The sequence below is a fragment of the Cellulosilyticum sp. ST5 genome (assembly GCF_046529625.1).
GTDB lineage: Bacteria > Bacillota > Clostridia > Lachnospirales > Cellulosilyticaceae > Cellulosilyticum > Cellulosilyticum lentocellum.
The window spans coordinates 1546579-1566951 of the sequence record NZ_CP132338.1 but is presented as its reverse complement, the minus strand read 5'-3'; the positions used below and the strand labels follow the sequence as shown (position 1 = coordinate 1566951).

The window sequence follows — 20373 nt, the reverse complement described above, 5'->3', positions numbered from 1 at the left end:
GAAAGGTTGACAAAATATGAATATTTTAGATTTGTTTCAGGGGATTGCTACCTTATTGGAACAAGACCCTGCAGTGGCAATCATGAGGATAGTGCTTATTGGTGTGGGATTGCTTATTTTTTATTTAGGCGCCAAAGGAACATTAGAACCACTGGTTATGGTACCAATGGGATTGGGCATGTCTGCAGTAAATGCAGGAGTTCTTTTTTTATCACCAGGGCAAACAGGAACTATTTTTATGGATCCGATTATGTCAGATACAGATGGTTTGATGCAAATCTTGCAAATTGATTTCTTACAACCTATTTATACTTTTATGTTTAGTAATGGGCTAATTGCATGTTTAGTTTTTATGGGAATAGGCGTTATCACAGATGTAGGCTTCTTACTTGCTAATCCTTTTACAAGCATGTTTATTGCCATGTGTGCAGAGTTAGGTACAGTAGCTACTTTTCCTATTGCTAAATGTTTTGGGCTTACCAATGGAGAAGCAGCTGCTATTGCTATGGTAGGTGGAGCAGATGGTCCCATGGTCTTATATACTTCCCTAACTTTGGCTAAAGATTTATTTGTACCCATTACTATAGTGGCTTATCTTTACTTAAGCCTTACATATGGAGGTTATCCGTACTTAGTACGACTACTTATTCCTAAAGAATTAAGGGGAATTGCTATTCAGCCACCTAAGGTGCCGAAGAAAACCATTACCAAGAAGCAAAAACTTACATTTGCTATTGTAACAAATACTGTTTTATGCTTGCTCTTTCCAGTAGCAGCACCTTTATTCTTAAGCTTTTTCTTAGGAGTTGTTATTAGAGAAGTAGGGCTCGATAAATATGTGAAATTAATTGAAAATGGCTTTTTATATGGCGGAACATTTTTTCTAGGTTTACTTCTAGGCGTATTGTGTGAAGCAAGTACACTTCTTAATCCTAAAGTACTTATTTTACTTATTTTGGGAATGGTTGCCTTGTTACTTTCTGCTATTGGAGGAATTATTGGAGGCTATATTGTGTATTGGATCAGTAAGAAGAACTTTAACCCTACTATAGGAATAGCAGGTGTTTCATGTGTACCTTCAACCGCCAAAATAGCTCAGAAAGAAGTAAGTAAAGTAAATAAGTATAGTTTCATTATCCAGTATGCTATGGGTGCTAATATTTGTGGTGTTATTACAACTGCTATTTTAACAGGTATATATGTTACTATTATTCCTTTGTTAAAATAAGAAAAAATATTTTGGTATTCTTAACAGTTTCTTTATGATGTTTAGAGGTATGATTTAGGTAGAAGATGTATTCATTTGAGATCATAAAGGGAATTGAGGGGGATAAAATGTTAGGTATTATGGCTTTTATAGGATTTTCAGTTGCATTTACGTTGCTATTATGGTTTTCGAGTGCTTTAATAGATTGGATTGGAGAAGGCTTATCTAAAAGTAAAGAGTAGAAATGAAAGAGAGCTTATATTATTTTAAGTAAAAATAGACAGTCAAATGAGCTATTGCAAATACTTTGTTTTGCAATAGCTCATTTTTGCTTTTTCTTAGTGAATTTTAATTTTATTATAATCTTGTACTTATCATATCTAAAAATAAACTATGCTATGATGAATTTATCTAGATAAAAAAGAAGGGTGAAGATGATGAGCATTTTATTTTGGTTGATAGCACTACCATTTATTTTGATTGGGGGAATATTAGGATTCGTATTTAAATTAACAGGAAAACTTCTCACTATTAGTTTAGGGAGTATCATTCTTATATTAGGTATTATTTTATGTTTAACGTTGATAGCATTACCAATAGGTATAGTGTTTTGTTTATTAGGAGCAGGTATGGTTTTTAAGGGTATATTTTAACTACTACTTGTCAAGCATATCAATTTATATTACTCTTAGGAAGTAAATGATGCATCAAGTAGAAGGAGAATGAAGATGAAAGCATTATACAATCACATTGAATCGTGTATTAAAGCGTCTGGTTACATGGGACCAATAAGTGGAGAAGAAGTCTATGAAGATATTTGTGAAGAAATAGAAGATAAAGAAGATGGAAGTTATATTTTTATGTGTAAAAAAGAAGACCAAATCTTCTTTGAATATAAGATTGATGTGATGGAGGATGAGTTTAATCTAGGTTACCTGATTATTCATACACCTAAACAAAAATATGAAATTCAATTTGATTAATCAGGAGAGCATAGTGTATTAATGAAGAAAGAAAATCAACAAATAAGCTATGTGATTGATAAAGCATGTATAGCTTGTGGTGCATGTAAGGTGGTTTGTCCAAAACACTGTATTAGTAAAGGATTGCCTTATGTTATTAATCAGGATCAATGTATAAGATGTGGCAAATGTGTAACAAGGTGTTGGAGAAATCTTATTAAACGACAATCGCTAGAGTAAAAGCAGATGATTAATAGAACAACAAAAAAGCTGATTCTACAGAGAAATTAAGGATGTAGAATCAGCTTTTTATAGTGGATTGTATTTTTAATGAATAGGTTCTAGTACGGCTACCTTTTCTAATTGGTTAAGTAAAGCAGTAACGCCTTTATACCAATTTGGGTCTTCAGCATAATTTTGATTAAGCCACATAATCGGATCAGCATCCTCAGGACAGCCCTTACTTAAATTAATGATGGTGCGAGCTGCGATACGGGAAGAGTCTTCGATAGAGGTATTGTAAGTTTTCCAACTCCCATAGACATTAAAAGGATTACTAGCTATTTCTAAAGCATTAGTATGATGCTTAGGAACGAAGCCTTGTTCTTGACCTGTAATAGCAAAGAGTAAAAGTGGATTAATATTAAAGTCCTTAGCAGTAGCAATAATCTGGTTGAAATAAGGTTCTTCAGATAATAGGGAATTACGTTCTTTTAACCAATCTTGCAGCGCACTTTTATTTACCTCTTTATACTGAAGGTGTTTTTGTAAATGATTAGATTTTTCGATTAAGGTAATGGAAATAGGTAACTCGGTTGTTTCTAGAGAAAATGTTTCAAGAGTAGCCAGTGGTAAAGAAACAGTTTTGCTTTTGGTATGAGTATAACTCGTAATGCTTATAAGGCTTATAATGCCTATAAAAAGCCCTAGTAGGATATAATAAAGCCACTCATTAGTTATAAAGTTAAGTTTAGTAGACATAGGGAAATCAGGTATGAGTGGTAAAGCAGCTTGTTCTAAGGCTAGAGGTATAGCAGCTGAAGGATTGATAAGATGGCTTAAGGAAGACACATCCTTAGGTGTAAGCTGTTTAGGTTGATGTGTATTAAGCCAATTCGTAAAAACAGTTAGTGTTTCTCCTTCAGTAAGTTTTAAGTCAATGCAAGTTTTGCAGACATCATACGCATTAATAGCAAACTCTTCTTTTTGTACAGCTTCATTAAGTAAAGACATTTTAATATTCTTTTGCTGTTCTACGCTAAAAGGAAAAAGAATATGGTCAATGACTTGATGCACATTTTTAGCAAAAATAATAGCACGTTCCTCAGTCGAGTACATAGGATATTTCGCTTTAATTGTTGATTGAAGTTGATGGATTTGATAAGAGGATAAAATTTGATTCTTTTTCAAATCATCTAAAATAGCTTGCATATATTCACCTTTATCTTTTGAAATAATAAATAACTAAATAGATTACATTCAAACACGATGTTAATATAGCTCAGATACTTAAATAATATTCTAGCATAAATTAGTAAAAAATTAAACTTCTTAAAAAAAGATAGATAAAGACCTTGAAAATCCTAAATGTCTTAAAATTATTGATAACTACCAAAAAATAAATTATAATAATAAATAAGAAGTGATTATATAGAAAAAGAGGTAGCGTTATGAAAATTGCATTAATTAATGAAAATAGTCAAGCCACGAAAAATAGTTTAATCTGTGAGACACTTAAAAAAGTAGTGGAACCAATGGGACATGAAGTATTTAACTATGGTATGTATTCAGCAGAAGATGTACACCAACTTACATATGTACAAGCTGGTCTATTAACAGCTATTTTAATTAACTCAAAAGCAGCAGACTTTGTTGTAACAGGTTGTGGAACAGGTTCAGGTGCAATGCTTGCTGCTAACTCTTTCCCAAATGTTTTATGTGGCCTTATCGTAGATCCATCAGATGCCTATATGTTTGGGCAAATCAATGATGGTAATGCCATTGCCATGCCTTATGCAAAAGGATTTGGTTGGGGAGCAGAACTTAATCTTCAATACATATTTGAAAAATTATTTGAAGGAGAGCGTGGACTTGGTTATCCAAGAGAGCGTGCTGTACCAGAACAACGTAATAAAAGAATTTTAGATGATGTAAAAAAAGTAACTCATGTAGATATGCTAACTATTCTTCATAATATTGATCAAGAGTTCTTAAAACAAACAATAAGTGGAGAAAGATTCCAAGAATATTTCTTTGCAAATTGTCAAGATGAAGCTATTGCAACTTATTTAAAAACGGTTTTAGCTTAATAGATAAAAAGCCATTTGGTAAGTATAAAAACTTATCAAATGGCTTTTTGTTATAGGTCTATTTTGTGAGGGTTTTCACAAGGTAGCATAAATGATCATCCACTAGAATATGTATAAAAGTGTGCCAGTAGAAAAACTGGTTAGATAGTATACATAAGGTGGGAACAATATGGGGATTTGGTATAAAGGAAATTTGAATCAAGCTGTTAATAGACGCGAATTAGAAGGTCATATTTACTATATTAGAGGAACTATTAAAGTGGAAGAGCAGTGCTATGAGCGTTATGGTATTCAAACACATTTTATTGAAGAAGGTGAAGACTATCTGACGTTAATTGAAAAATATGTATTACCTCTTTATCAGTTAGGTGATATTTTATCAATTAGCGAGAAAGTAATTGCAATGTGCCAAAAAAGAACTGCTAGAAAGGAAAATATAAAACTAGGTTTTTGGGCTAAATTTTTATCACGCTTTGCTGCAAAAAGTAAGAATGGCGTAGGGATGAGCGAACCTTATAAATTGCAACTTGCTATACAATTAAAGGGGCTACCTTTGGTTTTATGGGCAAGTATTTGTAGTGCTATTGGCAAGATTTTTAAAAGACGAGGCATATTCTATCAAATCCTAGGAAAAGAAGTAGCGGGAATCGACGGTTTTTATGAGCATTCTACCTTTGAAAGGTATCACCATTTAGCAGTACTTAGCCCTAAAAATCCTAATGGTGTATGTGAAATGATTTACGAACGCTTTAGCTTAAGTACATTAATAGCTGATGCTAACGATATAGCCATTGAGATATTGGGTGTTTCTCCTGATTTAAAGGGAAAAGAAGAGTGGATAAAAGGTCTACTACAAGATAATCCGGCTGGTCAGGATGATGAGTGTACACCTTTTGTATTAATTAGGCTGATCAAAGAAACAGAAGCAGAGCCCTATATACCTATAACACCCATTGCTTGTCCCCATTAATGACTTTTAAAAAACAATACCATTGGAAGTTAAATGAAAAAATGCTAGGAGCTAAAATAAAGTTAGCACCTAGCATTTTTTGCTTATTCCACAGGTTTTAAATGTGTTTCTCTTAAAATAACTTGAGGATTACGTTCTTGAATTTGGCGAATAGACCATTCGAATTCACAAAGTAAAACTGGTTCCCCTTCAGGTGTTTCTACTAGAGTAGAGTCCATAGAGCCCTTAAAGGTATCATAATTAAAGTCGTTTGCTTCAATCCAACGGATAAAGCGATAAGGTAAACGTGTCATACGAATCTCTACACCATATTCATTTTTAAGACGATATTCTAATACTTCAAATTGAAGAACCCCTACAACTCCTACAATAACTTCTTCTGTTCCAGTTAAGTGAGGTCTAAAGACCTGAATAGAACCTTCTTCAGCTAGTTGTAGTATTCCTTTTAAGAATTGCTTTCTCTTAAGGGCATTCACAGTAGAAATGCGCATAAAGTGTTCTGGAGCAAATTGAGGAATGCCTTCAAAGTAAAGTTTAATATTATCACTGCATAAGGTATCTCCAATATTAAAGATACCAGGATCATGAATACCAATAATATCGCCTGGATAAGCCACATCAACTGTAGCACGGTCTTGAGCTAAAAATTGCTGTGGTTGTGCTAATTTCACTTTTTTACCCTTTTGTACATGATTGACCATCATTCCTTTTTCGAATACACCGGAACAAATACGAAGAAAAGCAATACGGTCACGGTGAGCAGGATTCATATTAGCTTGAATTTTAAAGATAAATCCTGAAAAATAAGGTGCTGTTGTAGCAATAGGGCCTAAATTACTTTGGCGAGGTTGAGGTGGTGTCGTAATGTCTAGGAAAGCCTCAAGGAAAGGTTCTACACCAAAGTTTGTTAACGCACTACCAAAGAATACAGGGGTTAATTCACCATTTAAGATTTTTTCTAGATCATAATCATCTCCGGCCATATCTAAAAGCTCAATATCTTCAAGTAGTTTATCATGAAGGTATTCACCTAGTAATTCCCTAAACTTTGGATCAGCTACATCACCTGTAACGGAGTCAACAATAGCTTCACCGTGCTTGCCTTCATCAAAAAGTTCAATCTGACTTTTACGGCGGTTGTAAACACCTTTAAATTCTTTACCACTACCAATAGGCCAATCCATTGGATAAGAACGAATACCAAGGACATTTTCAAGTTCCTCCATGAGTTCAAAAGGATCTTTACCATGTGCATCCATTTTATTAATAAAAGTAAAAATAGGAATACCACGCATTTTACAAACTTTAAAAAGTTTTTTGGTTTGTTCTTCAACACCTTTTGCCGCATCAATAACCATGACAGCGCTATCTGCTGCTACTAAAGTACGATAAGTGTCTTCACTAAAGTCTTGATGCCCAGGGGTATCAAGAATATTAATACAGAAATTATTATAATTAAATTGAAGGACGCTGGAGGTAACAGAGATTCCTCTTTGTTTTTCAATTTCCATCCAGTCAGATACCGCATGTTTTTGAGAACGTCTAGATTTAACAGAACCGGCTTCACGTATAGCCCCTCCATAAAGAAGGAACTTTTCTGTTAGAGTGGTTTTACCAGCATCTGGGTGAGAGATGATAGCAAAGGTTCGACGTCTTTGTATTTCAGGGGTCGTATTGACGTTTTCTAATGACATATAAAACCATCCTTATTTCTCATTTTTTTAATCATAAGTACAACATATAATTATCATGCCCAACAACCATAAAAGTCAAGTATAAATTATGCTATTTCCTTTGAGATAGACATTTTGTATAAATGCTTTTAAATGAGAAATAATAAAACCGTTGATGAAAAAGGGAAAAAGAGGGATGCATATGATTTTAATTATTAATGGTAAGATTTTAACCATGACAGGTAAGATTTATGAAAAGGGTAGTATTCTTATAAAGGGCAGAAAGATTGCCCAGGTGGCAGAATATATTAAGCCAACAGAAGACATGCAGATTATAGACGTACAAGGTGCATGGGTGATGCCTGGTATTATAGAGGCACACTGCCATTTAGGGATTACAGAAGAAAAAAAGGGTGTCGAAGGAGATGATTGTAACGAAACAACGGATCCTGTTACCCCTTATTTAAGAGCTATAGATGGGATTAATACTTTAGATGCAGCTTTTGATGAAGCAGTACGTGCGGGCATTACTTCTGCTATGATTGGGCCTGGAAGTGCTAATGTAGTAGGTGGACAATTTGTCTTTATGAAAACAAAAGGAAGAGTCATTGATGAAATGACTTTATTAGAACCAGCAGCTATGAAAGTAGCTTTTGGAGAAAACACAAAACGTGTTTATAGTGGGCAAAAAAAGATGCCAGCTACCCGTATGGCTATAGCAAGCCTTTTAAGAGAAGCCTTGTTTAAAGCAGTTCAGTATAAAGAAAAGAAAGAAAAGGCCTTACAAAAAGGAGAGACCTTTGAAGAAAATTTTAAGCTGGAGTCTTGGCTTCCAGTGCTAGACAAGAAAATACCGTTAAAGGCTCATGTACATCGTACAGATGATATTTTAACGGCAGTACGTATTGCAAAGGAATATGGTTTGAGAATGACCTTAGACCATTGTAGTGAGGGATACCTGATACCAGAAGAACTCAAACGTTTTGGTTTTCCAGCCATTGTAGGGCCGGCATTAGCTTCACGAAATAAAATTGAAGTCCAAAATGTAAGTTTTAAAACTCCAGGTATTTTATACAAAGCCGGCATTAAAATAGCCATTACTACAGACCATCCAGTTACACCTATTCAGTATTTAGCTAAATGTGCTGGTTTCGCAGCTAGAGATGGTTTAGGGGTGGAAGCTGGTCTGAAAGCCATTACGATTAGCGCAGCAGAAATTTGTGGTGTTGCAGATCGGGTAGGAAGTTTAGAACCTGGTAAAGATGCAGATATTGCTATTTTTAACGATAACCCAATGCAGACCCTAACCCATACCCTATATACGTTTATTAATGGAGAAATAGCATATAGTCATGAGCATGTGCATACTGAGAAAGAAGTATATTAAGTATGTTTACGAAAGTCTGTATGACATTTAGGGCAAGTAATACAGATATTTCCCTTACCTTTAGGAACTCTTAAAGTCTGTTTACACTTAGGACATTTAAAAAAGCGATGAGTTTTACGCTCTTTTAGGTGTTTAAAGCTTAAGTTTATACGTTTTTGAATAGGTGTATAGAAACGTATAAATTTAAAGAGCTCTTGTTGACGTTTGTATTTGTTTTTAGAAAAAATTCTAAAATAACATAGAACCAAAGGAATAAGAGGTAAAAGTCTTAAAAGTGGTGAGTGAAAAGGCAGTGTAAATACCATTAATATGAGGCAAAGTATGAGTAAAGCTAAAGAAAGCTGGTCACCACCATATCTACCCTGCATCCATTTAGTAAAGCGTTCCTTAAAATGTTCCATGAATAAGGCCTCCTTCAAAATCATTTTTATAAACTGATTATAAGAAAGAGGCATAAAGAAATGATATAGAAATTCAATCAAAGACTGCACCTATTATTTGTTTAACAGAGACTTCTGATGTCTCAGTGGAATGTCCAAAAACTTCTATTTGTTCATGATCTAAGTGGGTCATATTTAAAAGTTCTATTTTATCCCATTATAGAATTAGTTATAATGAAGGTAAATAATAGGACTAAGGCTTTAAATAAGGCCATTAGAATAGGAAAAGTAGCTATGAGATTTTAAAATAGGATATACTAATAAATAACGAGATGAAATTTAAAGGTAGGAGAGGAAAGTATAGATGAAACTTAATACAATTAATATTGCTCATGGTTGGATGTGCCAATATCTTAAAGCAGGAGATTTATGTATAGATGCAACAGCAGGGAGAGGGCATGATACAGTTTTTTTATGTGAGTTAGTAGGTGATACAGGTAGAGTACTAGCTTTTGATATTCAAGAAGAAGCCGTGAATAGTACAAAGTTTCTTTTAAAAGAAAAAGGATTAAAAGCAGAAGTATACCTTGAAAGTCATACTCATATGGATCACTATGTGAAACCAGAGACTGTAGATGGCATTGTATTTAATTTTGGTTATTTGCCAGGAGGAGATCATAGTATGAGTACGAAAGCTGATACGAGTAAGCTAGCTATTGAGAAGGGACTTGTATTACTCAAACGCCATGGTGTAATGAGTTTATGTATTTATCATGGTGGAGATACAGGGTTTGAGGAAAAAGAAGCTTTAATGACCTATTTAAAGAGTTTGGATGCAAAAGCTTATACAGTAGCTGTATGTGAACTGTATAACAAACCTAATCATCCACCATTAGCCGTACTTATTCAGAAACATTAAAAGTAAAACTTGATTTATATTCAGTTAATTTATAAAATAATTAAAAATAATGACAAGTTTTACATAGAGGAGAAGCAAATGAAACTTTTAACTTTTAAATATGAGGGAAAAGAACAAATAGGTGTTTTGGCATACGATGGTATGAGTATTCATGCTTTAAGTGATTTAGGATTAAACTATGAAACGATGAATGATTTCATTACCCATGCTACAGAGACAGAGTGGGTGTTACTAAAAGAAAAGACAAATCAAAAAATAGGAAAAATCCGTTTAAGTGAAATTGAAAAAAGACCTCCTATTCCGCAGCCTAAACAAGATTTGATTTGTTTAGGGATTAACTATATGGCACATGCAGAAGAGTCAGCACGCTATAAGAAGGAGGCCTTTGGAGGAGAAAGAAATCATGCCGTTTATTTCTCTAAGAGAGTAAATGAAGCAGTAGCAGATGGCAATGATATTTTAAGTCATAGTGACATCGTAGACAGCTTAGATTATGAAGTGGAATTAGCAGTCATTATTAAAAAGGATGCTAAGAATGTGCAAAAAGAACAGGCCTATGACTATGTTTTAGGTTATACTATCATTAATGATGTAAGTGCTAGAAGCCTGCAAACAAGACATAAGCAGTGGTATTTTGGAAAAAGTTTAGATGGCTTTTTACCCATGGGACCTTGGATTGTGACAGCAGATGAAATACCTATGCCACCTAAACTTAAGATTTGTTCTAGAGTTAATGGAGAGTTAAGACAAGATGCTAACACAGAATTACTTATTTTTGATATTGCACATGTTATTGCAGAGTTATCTCAAGGGATGACTTTAAAAGCAGGAACCATCATTGCCATGGGAACTCCAGCGGGTGTGGGTATGGGATTTGAACCGCCACGTTTTTTAAAACCAGGAGATATCGTAAGCTGTGAAATTGAAAAAATAGGGGTACTTACTAATACTATCAAATAAACTGAGATATATGGTGAGAAAGGTATGACAGATGAGAGACATAACAAATCAAAAAGGAAAAATCTTTAGACATTTTAAAGGTGACTTATATTTATTTGTAGATTTAGTTAAGCACTCAGAAACAGGAGAAATACTAGTGCTTTATAAGGCGTTATATGGTGAGTGTGGTTTATTTGTAAGACCTTATTGTATGTTTTGTGAAGAAGTTCCTAAAGACCGCATTAATCCTACAGGACAAACTTATCGTTTTGAATGCTATGAAGTATCTAGTGTAAAAGTTGAAAGTAAATTATAAACAAGGAGTAGCTACAATAGTCAGAGATGACTATGATAGCTACTCCTTGTTTGTTAGTTAACTTTTAGAGGCATTTGGTATAAGAGTTTGTTTAATAGAAGTTCTCCTAAAGTTGACTATATTTTTGTAAAAGCTAGAAGTTTTAACACAAGTCAAAAAGTTAGAAGTGTCAAGAGAAAAATGAGAAATAAATAATAAAAAATTTCTCAGCTTTATTTTGAAAAAAGAAATCGAATCAAGGCTCATAAACTCGGCATTAATCTTGTCAATACCCAAAATTTGTACACGATTTTAGGACAGGGTATACAATAGACAAAGACTATTAAAGATGATATATTTTTTAAAGTTAGATAGACTTATGCGATAGGTCGTAACAAGCTTTTACTAGAAAATTACAGCATAAGGTAGGGTTAGAAAATGAAAGTAATAAAAAGAGATGGGGAAGCGGTAGCTTTTGATGAAGGTAAAATTTATAGTGCTATTATAAAGGCCATGACTTATGGAAGTGGTATTGTAGATCAAGACATAGCAAGGAAAATCTCAATGGAAATAAAGAGCCTTGTTTCGAAATTGCCAGCGTCTCCTACTATATTTCAAATAGAAACATATGTTTACTTAAAGCTTATAGAGAATGGTCACGAGCTTACTGCAAAAGCCTATGAGGGCTATCGTGCGATTCAAGCTTTTAAACGAGAAACTAATACAACCGATCAAAGTATATTAGGTCTCATTGAAATGACAAATGAAGAGGTTATGAATGAGAACTCTAATAAAAATGCGATGATGGCAGCTACACAAAGAGATCTGATTGCAGGGGAAGTATCAAAAGATATTGCTAGGCGTAAAAAACTTCCTGCACGTATTGTACAAGCTCATGATGAAGGGGTACTCCACTTTCATGATATGGATTATTTTATGCAATCCATCTTTAACTGTTGTTTGATTAATATAAAAGATATGTTAGATCATGGGACAGTTATTAATGGGCGTATGATTGAATCGCCTAAAAGTTTTCAAGTGGCTTGTACAGTAATGACTCAAATTATTGCTCAAGTGGCAAGTAGCCAATATGGTGGACAGTCTGTAGATATTAGGCACTTAGGACGCTATTTAAGAAGAAGCTATGAAAAATATGAGAGCATGTTGCAAGAGGTTGTGTCAGATAATCATGAGCGTCAGATAGCAGTTAATAAACTTTTACGTAAGGAATTAGAATCAGGTGTGCAAACGATTCAATACCAAATTAATACGTTAATGACTACTAATGGACAAAGCCCATTTGTAACCTTGTTTTTAAATATAGAAGAAGATGATGAGTATGCCAAAGAGGTGGCAATGATTGTAGAAGAAATCCTCAAGCAGCGTTTAGAAGGCATTAAAAATGAAAAAGGTATTTATACAACGCCCACTTTCCCTAAACTGATTTATGTGCTTCATGAACATAATTGTCTAGAAGGTGGCAAATATGATTATGTGACAAATTTAGCAGCAGCATGTAGTGCTAAACGTTTATATCCCGACTATATTTCGGCCAAAGAAATGAAGAAGATTTATGAGGGCAATGTATTCTCATGTATGGGTTGTCGATCCTTCTTATCACCTTGGAAAGATGAAGAGGGGCACTATCAATTTGAAGGACGTTTCAATCAGGGAGTTGTCAGTTTGAATTTACCTCAAATAGGGATTGTTGCAGCTGGTGATGAAAATATTTTTTGGAAGCTCCTTGATAATCGCTTAAATCTTTGTTTTGAAGCGTTAATGTGCCGTCACGAAGCTTTGAAAGGTACTTTATCGGATGAATCACCTATTCACTGGCAACATGGCGCTATTGCAAGACTACAAAAAGGCCAAGTCATTGACCCACTCTTAATGGATGGCTATTCCACTATTTCATTAGGCTACATTGGGCTTTATGAAGCAACGCTATTAATGACAGGCGTTTCACATACACAGCCAGAGGGCGAAGCTTTTGCTTTAAAAGTGATGCACAAGCTAAGAGAAGCTACAGACAGATGGAAAGCAGAAACAGGACTTGGCTTTGGCTTATATGGTAGTCCGGCAGAATCTTTATGTTATCGTTTTGCAAAAATAGATTATCAAAAATTTGGTGCTATTAAAGATGTCACAGATAAAGGTTATTACACCAATAGTTATCATGTAGATGTCAGAGAAGAAATAGATGCATTCAGCAAGCTTAAATTTGAAAGTCAATTTCAACCGATATCTACTGGAGGATGTATTTCTTATATTGAAATGCCACCGATGGGACATAATTTGGAAGCTATTAAACAAATTATTCATTATATTTACCATAACATTCAATATGCAGAGTTTAATACCAAGTCAGATTGTTGTCACGAATGCCTATATGAAGGGGAAATGATTGTGAACGATGCATTAGAATGGGAGTGTCCACAATGTCATAATAAAGACCAGAGTAAGATGAATGTTATAAGGCGTACTTGTGGTTACTTAGGAGGAAATTATTGGAATAAAGGAAAGACGCAAGAAATTAAAAATCGTGTCTTACATTTATAGATTAAGAAAGAAGGCGTAATAAATATGTACTATGCACAAATGAGAAAATTTGATGTAGCCAACGGCATTGGTATCAGGTCGACACTTTTTGTATCTGGATGTCGTCATCAGTGTAAAGGATGTTTTAATGAGGCCTATCAAGATTTTCATTATGGACATGCATGGGATGAAAAAGCAGAAGCTACTTTTATGAACTATTTAAACGATCCTAATGTACATGGTGTTACTTTCCTTGGAGGAGAACCTATGGAACAAATAGAGGATGAGGACTTCTTAAACCTACTTAAACGTATTAAGCGAGAAACGAATCATTCGATTTGGATTTATTCTGGTTATACTTATGAGGCAATTATAACGCATTCTAAGCGCTTAGAGCTTTTGAAATGGTGCGATGTACTTGTAGATGGCCCTTATGTAGAGTCTCTTAAAGATTTAACACTTAGATTTAGAGGAAGTAGCAATCAACGTATTATAGATGTAAAAGCCTCACTTGCCTTAGAAAAAGTAGTATTATATGAACTATCCTAAAAGTAGTCATAAAAATCTAAAAGCCTTGTATAAAAAATAAATAAAAATGAAAATAAGATGAAGTTAAAGGAGCAGAAAAATGAATGAACAACAAATTTATTTTGCAAAAGTGAAGGAGAATGCTATTATTCCTTCAAAAAGAGTAGAAGATGGGGCATTTGATATTTATGCATGTTTTGAAGAAGACTATAAAGTGATTGAGCCTCATGAAACATTGCTTGTTCCTACAGGGCTTGCATCTGCATTTTCCACTGATTACGTAGCTATTTTAAAAGAACGAGGTTCAACAGGAACAAAAGGAATGGGGCAAAGAGCAGGTGTAGTTGATTCAGGATATCGTGGTGAATGGTTTATTCCTATTACGAATCATAATAGTAAGCCACTTGTTATTATGAAAGAAGGTTATAATGACCAAGCAGCTTTTAAAGATGCTATTATTTATCCTTATGAGAAAGCGCTTAGTCAATGTATTATGGTACGTGTACCTCAGCTTTCTATTACAGAAATTAGCTATGAAGAATTATTAAAATTTGAATCTGAAAGAGGCACAGGTCGCTTGGGTTCTTCTGGAAAATAAAGCTTAAGTATAAGTAAAATGAATATATATAGAGAAGATGGGGAGGCATAGGCATGGAAGTAGTAAAGAGAGATGGGATGAGTGTTGCATTTAACGAAAGAAAGATCTACGAAGCCATTATTAAAGCTATGAAATATGGTAGTGGGATTGTAGATGAAGGTATTGCGGAGAAGATTGCCAACGAAATTAAAGGGATTTTTGAAAAGTCTAATAGTAAACCTACCATTTTTCAAATAGAAACTTATGTTTATTTAAAGCTAATTGAAAATGGACACGAGTTAACAGCGAAAGCGTATGAAGGATACCGTGCTATACAAGCCTTTAAACGAGAAACTAATACGACAGATCACAGTATTTTAAGTCTTATAGAGTTAAGCAACGAAGAGGTTATGAGAGAAAATTCTAATAAAAACGCCATGATGGCTTCAACGCAAAGAGACTTAATTGCAGGAGAAGTATCTAAGGATATTTCAAGAAGAAAGAAACTTCCAGCACGTATTGTGCAAGCTCATGACGAAGGAATTCTGCATTTTCATGATATGGATTATTTTATGCAATCTATTTTTAACTGTTGTTTAATTAATATAGGGGATATGTTAGATCATGGAACAGTCATAAATAAGCGTATGATTGAGTCGCCAAAAAGTTTTCAAGTAGCTTGTACGGTTATGACTCAAATTATTGCACAAGTAGCTAGTAATCAGTATGGCGGACAATCTGTAGATATTAGACATTTAGGTAAGTATTTAAGAAAAAGTAAAGAGAAGTACATCAAGTTAGTGGCTAATAGTGTAGAGGATGAAAAAACACGAGAGGAGCTTGCAAAAGTTCTTCTTCAAAAAGAATTAGAAGCAGGGGTGCAAACCATTCAATATCAAATTAATACGTTAATGACAACAAATGGTCAAAGCCCATTTGTAACCTTGTTTTTAAATATAGAAGAAGATGATGAGTATGTAGAAGAAGTAGCTGAGATTGTCAAAGAAATTCTTAAACAACGTTTACAAGGTATTAAAAATGAAAAAGGAGTCTTTACGACACCTGCTTTTCCAAAGCTTATTTATGTTCTTCATGAGCATAACCACTTAGCTGGAGGACCATACGATGAAGTAACTGAATTAGCTGTTAAATGTAGTGCTAAGCGTCTTTATCCAGATTACATATCTGCTAAAGAAATGAAAAAGATCTATGAAGGTAATGTATTTTCATGTATGGGTTGTCGTTCATTTTTATCACCTTGGAAAGATGAAAATGGAGAATATAAGTTTGAAGGACGTTTTAATCAAGGGGTTGTCAGCTTAAATCTTCCTCAAATTGGAATAGTAGCAGAAAAAGATAAAGAACGTTTTTGGGAGTTATTAGACAATCGTTTAAACTTATGCTTTGAAGCATTAATGTGTCGTCATGAAGCTTTAAAAGGAACATTGTCAGATGAATCTCCTGTGCACTGGCAACATGGCGCTATTGCAAGATTAGGGCAAGGTGAGGTAATCGATCCACTACTTATGAATGGCTATTCAACCATATCTTTGGGCTATATAGGACTTTATGAAGTAACCAAATTAATGACAGGTGTTTCGCATACACAGCCAGAAGGTGAAGCTTTTGCTCTAGAGGTCATGCATAAGTTAAGATCAGCTACAGATAGATGGAAAGCTGAAACAGGGCTTGGTTTTGGTTTGTATGGTAGTCCTGCTGAATCCTTATGTTATCGTTTTGCTAAAATAGACCGAGCTAAATTTGGTGAAATAGAAGATATAACCGATAAAGGCTATTATACTAATAGCTATCATGTAGATGTGCGAGAAGAGATAGATGCTTTTAGTAAGCTTAAATTTGAGAGCAAGTTCCAACCTATTTCTAGTGGAGGATGTATTTCTTATATTGAAATTCCCAATATGAGTCATAATTTAGAAGCCTTAAGACAGATGATTCCTTTTATTTACGACAATATTCAATATGCAGAGTTTAATACGAAATCCGATTACTGTCATATATGTGGCTATGAAGGTGAAATTACCATTAATGATGATTTAGAATGGGAATGTCCTAATTGCCATAATAAGGATCAAAATCGTATGAATGTCATTAGACGTACCTGTGGTTATCTAGGAGATAATTTCTGGAATAAGGGAAAAACACAAGAAATTAAAAGTCGTGTGTTACATTTATAAATCTATTGAAGAAAAGAAGACCTGAAAAAGGTCTTCTTTTTTTGGTTATTATTAAGGAGCTTGTCTGACAAATGGATAACTTGTTCTATAAAGTCTAGAAAGTGAATATAAACATATTAAGCGTAAGTTTTTAGAGGAGGCTTAATATGAGTGATAGTATTGATGTATGTATAAGCTTTGATACAACAGGTTCTATGTATCCTTGCTTAACGCAGGTAAGACGTTACATAGGAGAGATGGTGGGGCAACTTTTTAAAGATATTCCAGATCTAAGAATAGCTATCATTGCCCATGGGGATTATTGTGACGAAGGTAATCCTTATACGGTTCAAATGCTAGATTTTTCTAAGGATGAAGAGAAGATAAAAAACTTTGTAACTCAAGTAGCACCTACTTACGGAGGAGATGCACCAGAATGCTATGAGCTTGTACTACGTGAGGCACGTACATCATTAAGTTGGGAGTCCGGCCGCGGGAAAGCACTTATTATTATTGGCGATGATGTACCGCATGGTCCAAATGAAAAACAAAATAAGCAAAAGATTAATTGGAGAAATGAATTGGGACTTCTTCTAGAAGCAGGTATTCATGTTTATGGTGTTCATGCAATGCCAGGAATTCGTAAGCATTCAAGAGCCTTTTATGAGGAAATAGCATATCAAACAGGGGGCTTTTATTTGACTTTAGATCAGTTTGCTAATGTGACATCACTTCTTATGGCGATTTGTTATCAGCAAGAAGGAGAAGCACAGTTGAAGCTTTTTGAAGAACAACTTAAAGAAAAAGGTAAGCTGAACTATAATCTGAAAAATTGTATTGCTAAACTGCAAAACGAAACATTAACTGAATATCAAAGCAATGATGCTCTTATTCCTGTTCCAGAAGGACGTTTTCAAGAGCTTTTTGTAGATGAAGAAATGAGTATTAAAGCGTTTATTTTAGAACAAGGTGCTAGTTTTAGAGTGGGAAGAGGATTTTATGAATTAACAAAAAGTGAAAAAGTAGGCAGGCAAAAAGAAATCCTATTAGTAGAAAGAGAAACAGGAAAAATTTTTAATGGCTCACAAGTGAGAGATATTTTAGGATTAAGTAGTCAGATTAAAGAAAAGGGACATAATGAAACTTTAAAAGCTGTACATTTAGACAGATATAAAGTGTTTATTCAATCAACATCATATAATAGAAAATTAATGGCTAACACCTCTTTACTTTATGAAGTAGAAGACTGGGATAAAGGAGGGGAGGTAGGGCTATGAAATCATTTCCATTTCAAATAACCTACAAAGGAAAAGCAGTACTTCCTTTTACCAATGAAACCCAGAAAGAGTGTTTTTTTTATGAAGTTGCCAGTAAAAGGCCATTGTCAGCAGCTATTCATCATCATATTCTTATAATAGATTTTCAAGGCAATCAAGAAGAGGAAAAAGAGCAACTAAAAAAATGTTTAATAAAGACTTTAGATGTGCTGTGCAAAAGAGGAAAGCATTATGTTTCACTACTGGCTTATAAAAAACATGAAGGACTAGTGCGTGTTTTAAGTAGTATAAGATGTGATCATGCATCTTATAAAATGGCAGAAATAGATCAACTAATCGAAGAAGCAACTCAGTTGACTTGTCAAGGGCCACTTTCTCAATCATTAGAAGTAGCCCTAGAATTGACTAAGAGGTTAAAAGAGCATTGTGATGCACAGCATATCACTTTATTTACGGATGGTTTTTCTTCTTCGCCTATAGGGGAAGCAGGAGAAGTAGAGACCTGCATGCAATTATGTAGGCGTTGTTACGAAGATGAAATTTCTGTAAATCTAATTGCATTAGGTACGTATTATGATAGCCAGTTCTTAAAATCACTGATTCAAGATAGTAGTAGTAGCGAATTGCTGCATGTGGAGCAAATAGCAGATTATGAAGGCGCCATGGCTTTATTAATTGCAAGAGTAGAGGCTATTTCTAAAGACAAAATAAATGTTCAAAATAAAACTTCTTTTTTATGTGAGACACGTCATTACTATACAACTGCAGGAAGTATCCAAGGCTTAAGTGAAAAGGGAATCAATCTTTTAGTTACCTACGATGAACCTTTACAGTTACTTGATACAAAAGTAAAAGTTAAAAAGCAAGAAACTTTGAGTCAAGTTATACCGTATTACCTGTATCAATTTGGGGCATATCTAGTAAAAGAAGGCGATATTGAAACAGCAGAGGAAGTTATTGCTGAAACAGGAGATATAGCTACTTATAAAAAAGTATGTAGTATATATAGCACTAGAGAAAAAGGGAGCTTCTTCAAAGAATTGATTCAGCTAGCAGAGAAACCACAAAAGCGTTATAAAGAAGGTAAACAAATCATAGATAGGCAAACTTTAAAGAGAGAAGAACCATTGTGTTTACTAGAGATACTTTCTATCATTTTAAATGATGCAGAATCTAAGCTATTTTGGGATTATAGTTATCCTTACGAAAGGATTGGGCCGGCTTATAGGAAGGAAGAACTAGCATATGCTTTTATAAAGCCTACTTTGGGGTATGGAGAAATAGAAAAAGTCTATATTGGAAGCAAAAAACTTAACATAGGGGTACAAGTGAAGATAAATGGGCAAGTAGAGGAACTTAAAACCCACTTAAAGTTAGATGCTGCTGTTTACAGGGAATATAATATTATAGTGAATGGTAATCTGAATACTAAATATCTCATCACTGAGTTATCTAGAAAAGTGAGAGCTCAGTTAAGAAAACAAGGTGTTATTAAGGTGGCATTTAAGCAAGATAAGAAAGTATTCCACAAACTTCAATTAGAGAAGCTGAAAGTAGTAAATGCTAGGATCATAGAGCAAATAACAGCAGAACAAGTAGCCGGGTATCTTTATGAATTAGAGATATTAAAGCTTAGGGAGAGTTACATCAGGAAATATTTAAAAAATATTTTTCAACCTATGCAGCCACTTACCAAAAAGCAACTTAAGCTTTACGAGCGTTTTCATATTAATGAAAAAGGCTTATTCGAAACAAAGCAACAAGGACTAGATTACAGCTTACCAGTTTCTTATTATAAAGCCGAAGTAGTGGAGTGGAAAATTGAAAAGTTTCCAAAAAAGAAATTAGAGGATGAAATCATAGAGGATTACCACTTAGATCATTTAAAGCCCACAGCTAAACAAATCAAACAACTTCAAGAATCACTAAGTGAGTTGAAACAAAAGAAGCAGCTACTAAATAATGCTGTGCAATTGATAAGAATAGGTAGTACTTTAATGAATAAACCTATTTTTAACTGGGAACATACAGTTATAAAACCTAAAAGGCAAGCTACTCCATTAGCTGAAGGCAATACTGTAGTAGGAGAGTGTATGCATGTTTCTACAGTACAAATACAAGACTTATTTATTAAAGAAGAAAGGTATATTCTGATGGTAACTCATCATTAAAACTAAGCTCAATAAACTAGTTAATAATTAACAAAAAAGATAGCCAACAAAAAGAAATTTTTGTTGA

Annotated in this window: 19 protein-coding genes; 16 read left to right on the top strand and 3 right to left on the bottom strand. The window is 34.1% G+C overall.

All coding sequences use genetic code 11. The features are described 5' to 3' along the window. The first annotated feature begins 16 nt into the window (after positions 1-16). From QTL86_RS07690 to QTL86_RS07675, 4 genes are all read left to right on the top strand, one after another. Positions 17-1228: a sodium ion-translocating decarboxylase subunit beta gene (locus QTL86_RS07690; protein ID WP_127066505.1), complete on the top strand. Its 1212-nt coding sequence runs from the start codon at positions 17-19 to the stop codon at positions 1226-1228. A 416-nt stretch (positions 1229-1644) separates the two neighbouring features. Further along, positions 1645-1860, top strand: a complete 216-nt coding sequence (locus QTL86_RS07685) for a hypothetical protein (protein ID WP_127066506.1) — start codon at positions 1645-1647, stop codon at positions 1858-1860. Between the two features lie 75 nt (positions 1861-1935). After that, the gene (locus tag QTL86_RS07680; protein WP_013657015.1) at positions 1936-2190 is read left to right on the top strand and encodes a hypothetical protein; all 255 of its coding nucleotides are present in this window, start codon (positions 1936-1938) and stop codon (positions 2188-2190) included. Positions 2191-2211: 21 nt separating this feature from the next. Continuing rightward, positions 2212-2409 carry a DUF362 domain-containing protein gene (locus QTL86_RS07675; protein ID WP_243118589.1) on the top strand — a complete coding sequence of 66 codons (198 nt, stop codon included), beginning with the start codon at positions 2212-2214 and terminating at the stop codon, positions 2407-2409. A gap of 87 nt (positions 2410-2496) precedes the next feature. Here the strand turns inward: QTL86_RS07675 and QTL86_RS07670 are convergent, their stop codons facing one another. Further along, entirely contained in the window at positions 2497-3600 is a 1104-nt protein-coding gene (locus QTL86_RS07670; RefSeq protein WP_127066507.1) for a glucosaminidase domain-containing protein, read from the bottom strand. A 239-nt stretch (positions 3601-3839) separates the two neighbouring features. On the opposite strand from QTL86_RS07670, the gene QTL86_RS07665 reads away from it, so the two are divergent. Both QTL86_RS07665 and QTL86_RS07660 read left to right on the top strand, forming a co-directional pair. Next, the gene (locus tag QTL86_RS07665) at positions 3840-4478 is read left to right on the top strand and encodes an RpiB/LacA/LacB family sugar-phosphate isomerase (protein ID WP_127066508.1); all 639 of its coding nucleotides are present in this window, start codon (positions 3840-3842) and stop codon (positions 4476-4478) included. A 169-nt stretch (positions 4479-4647) separates the two neighbouring features. Continuing rightward, positions 4648-5448 carry a F420-0--gamma-glutamyl ligase gene (locus QTL86_RS07660; RefSeq protein WP_127066509.1) on the top strand — a complete coding sequence of 267 codons (801 nt, stop codon included), beginning with the start codon at positions 4648-4650 and terminating at the stop codon, positions 5446-5448. An 83-nt stretch (positions 5449-5531) separates the two neighbouring features. Here the strand turns inward: QTL86_RS07660 and QTL86_RS07655 are convergent, their stop codons facing one another. Then, entirely contained in the window at positions 5532-7142 is a 1611-nt protein-coding gene (locus tag QTL86_RS07655) for a peptide chain release factor 3 (RefSeq protein WP_013657019.1), read from the bottom strand. A 181-nt stretch (positions 7143-7323) separates the two neighbouring features. Between QTL86_RS07655 and QTL86_RS07650 the strand changes: the two genes are divergently transcribed. Beyond that, positions 7324-8508, top strand: a complete 1185-nt coding sequence (locus QTL86_RS07650) for an amidohydrolase (RefSeq protein WP_410496913.1) — start codon at positions 7324-7326, stop codon at positions 8506-8508. Here QTL86_RS07650 and QTL86_RS07645 read toward each other — a convergent pair. After that, on the bottom strand, positions 8505-8909 hold the full coding sequence (locus QTL86_RS07645) for a hypothetical protein (protein ID WP_127066511.1): 405 nt from the start codon (positions 8907-8909) through the stop codon (positions 8505-8507). The two genes, QTL86_RS07650 and QTL86_RS07645, sit on opposite strands and share 4 nt — an antisense overlap. A 343-nt stretch (positions 8910-9252) precedes the next feature. Here QTL86_RS07645 and QTL86_RS07640 point away from each other — a divergent pair, with 343 nt between their 5' ends. From QTL86_RS07640 to QTL86_RS07600, 9 genes are all read left to right on the top strand, one after another. Further along, positions 9253-9807: a class I SAM-dependent methyltransferase gene (locus tag QTL86_RS07640; protein WP_127066512.1), complete on the top strand. Its 555-nt coding sequence runs from the start codon at positions 9253-9255 to the stop codon at positions 9805-9807. A gap of 78 nt (positions 9808-9885) precedes the next feature. Continuing rightward, complete coding sequence (locus tag QTL86_RS07635) at positions 9886-10767, top strand: fumarylacetoacetate hydrolase family protein (protein ID WP_127066513.1); 882 nt, start codon at positions 9886-9888, stop codon at positions 10765-10767. A gap of 31 nt (positions 10768-10798) precedes the next feature. Further along, positions 10799-11062, top strand: coding sequence for a DUF1653 domain-containing protein (locus QTL86_RS07630; RefSeq protein ID WP_013657024.1), 264 nt, complete (start codon positions 10799-10801; stop codon positions 11060-11062). Between the two features lie 417 nt (positions 11063-11479). Further along, positions 11480-13600, top strand: coding sequence for an anaerobic ribonucleoside-triphosphate reductase (nrdD, locus tag QTL86_RS07625; RefSeq protein ID WP_127066514.1), 2121 nt, complete (start codon positions 11480-11482; stop codon positions 13598-13600). 24 nt (positions 13601-13624) lie between these two features. Next, positions 13625-14128 (top strand): anaerobic ribonucleoside-triphosphate reductase activating protein, encoded by a 504-nt coding sequence (gene nrdG / locus QTL86_RS07620; protein WP_127066515.1) that lies wholly within the window; start codon positions 13625-13627, stop codon positions 14126-14128. Between the two features lie 79 nt (positions 14129-14207). Further along, positions 14208-14705 carry a dCTP deaminase domain-containing protein gene (locus QTL86_RS07615; RefSeq protein WP_410496912.1) on the top strand — a complete coding sequence of 166 codons (498 nt, stop codon included), beginning with the start codon at positions 14208-14210 and terminating at the stop codon, positions 14703-14705. Between the two features lie 53 nt (positions 14706-14758). Further along, positions 14759-16879, top strand: coding sequence for an anaerobic ribonucleoside-triphosphate reductase (gene nrdD, locus QTL86_RS07610; protein ID WP_127066517.1), 2121 nt, complete (start codon positions 14759-14761; stop codon positions 16877-16879). Positions 16880-17025: 146 nt separating this feature from the next. Further along, positions 17026-18135: a vWA domain-containing protein gene (locus QTL86_RS07605; protein ID WP_410496911.1), complete on the top strand. Its 1110-nt coding sequence runs from the start codon at positions 17026-17028 to the stop codon at positions 18133-18135. Continuing rightward, entirely contained in the window at positions 18132-20306 is a 2175-nt protein-coding gene (locus QTL86_RS07600) for a hypothetical protein (protein ID WP_410496910.1), read from the top strand. The genes QTL86_RS07605 and QTL86_RS07600 overlap by 4 nt, the downstream gene beginning before the upstream one ends. Positions 20307-20373 lie beyond the last annotated feature (67 nt).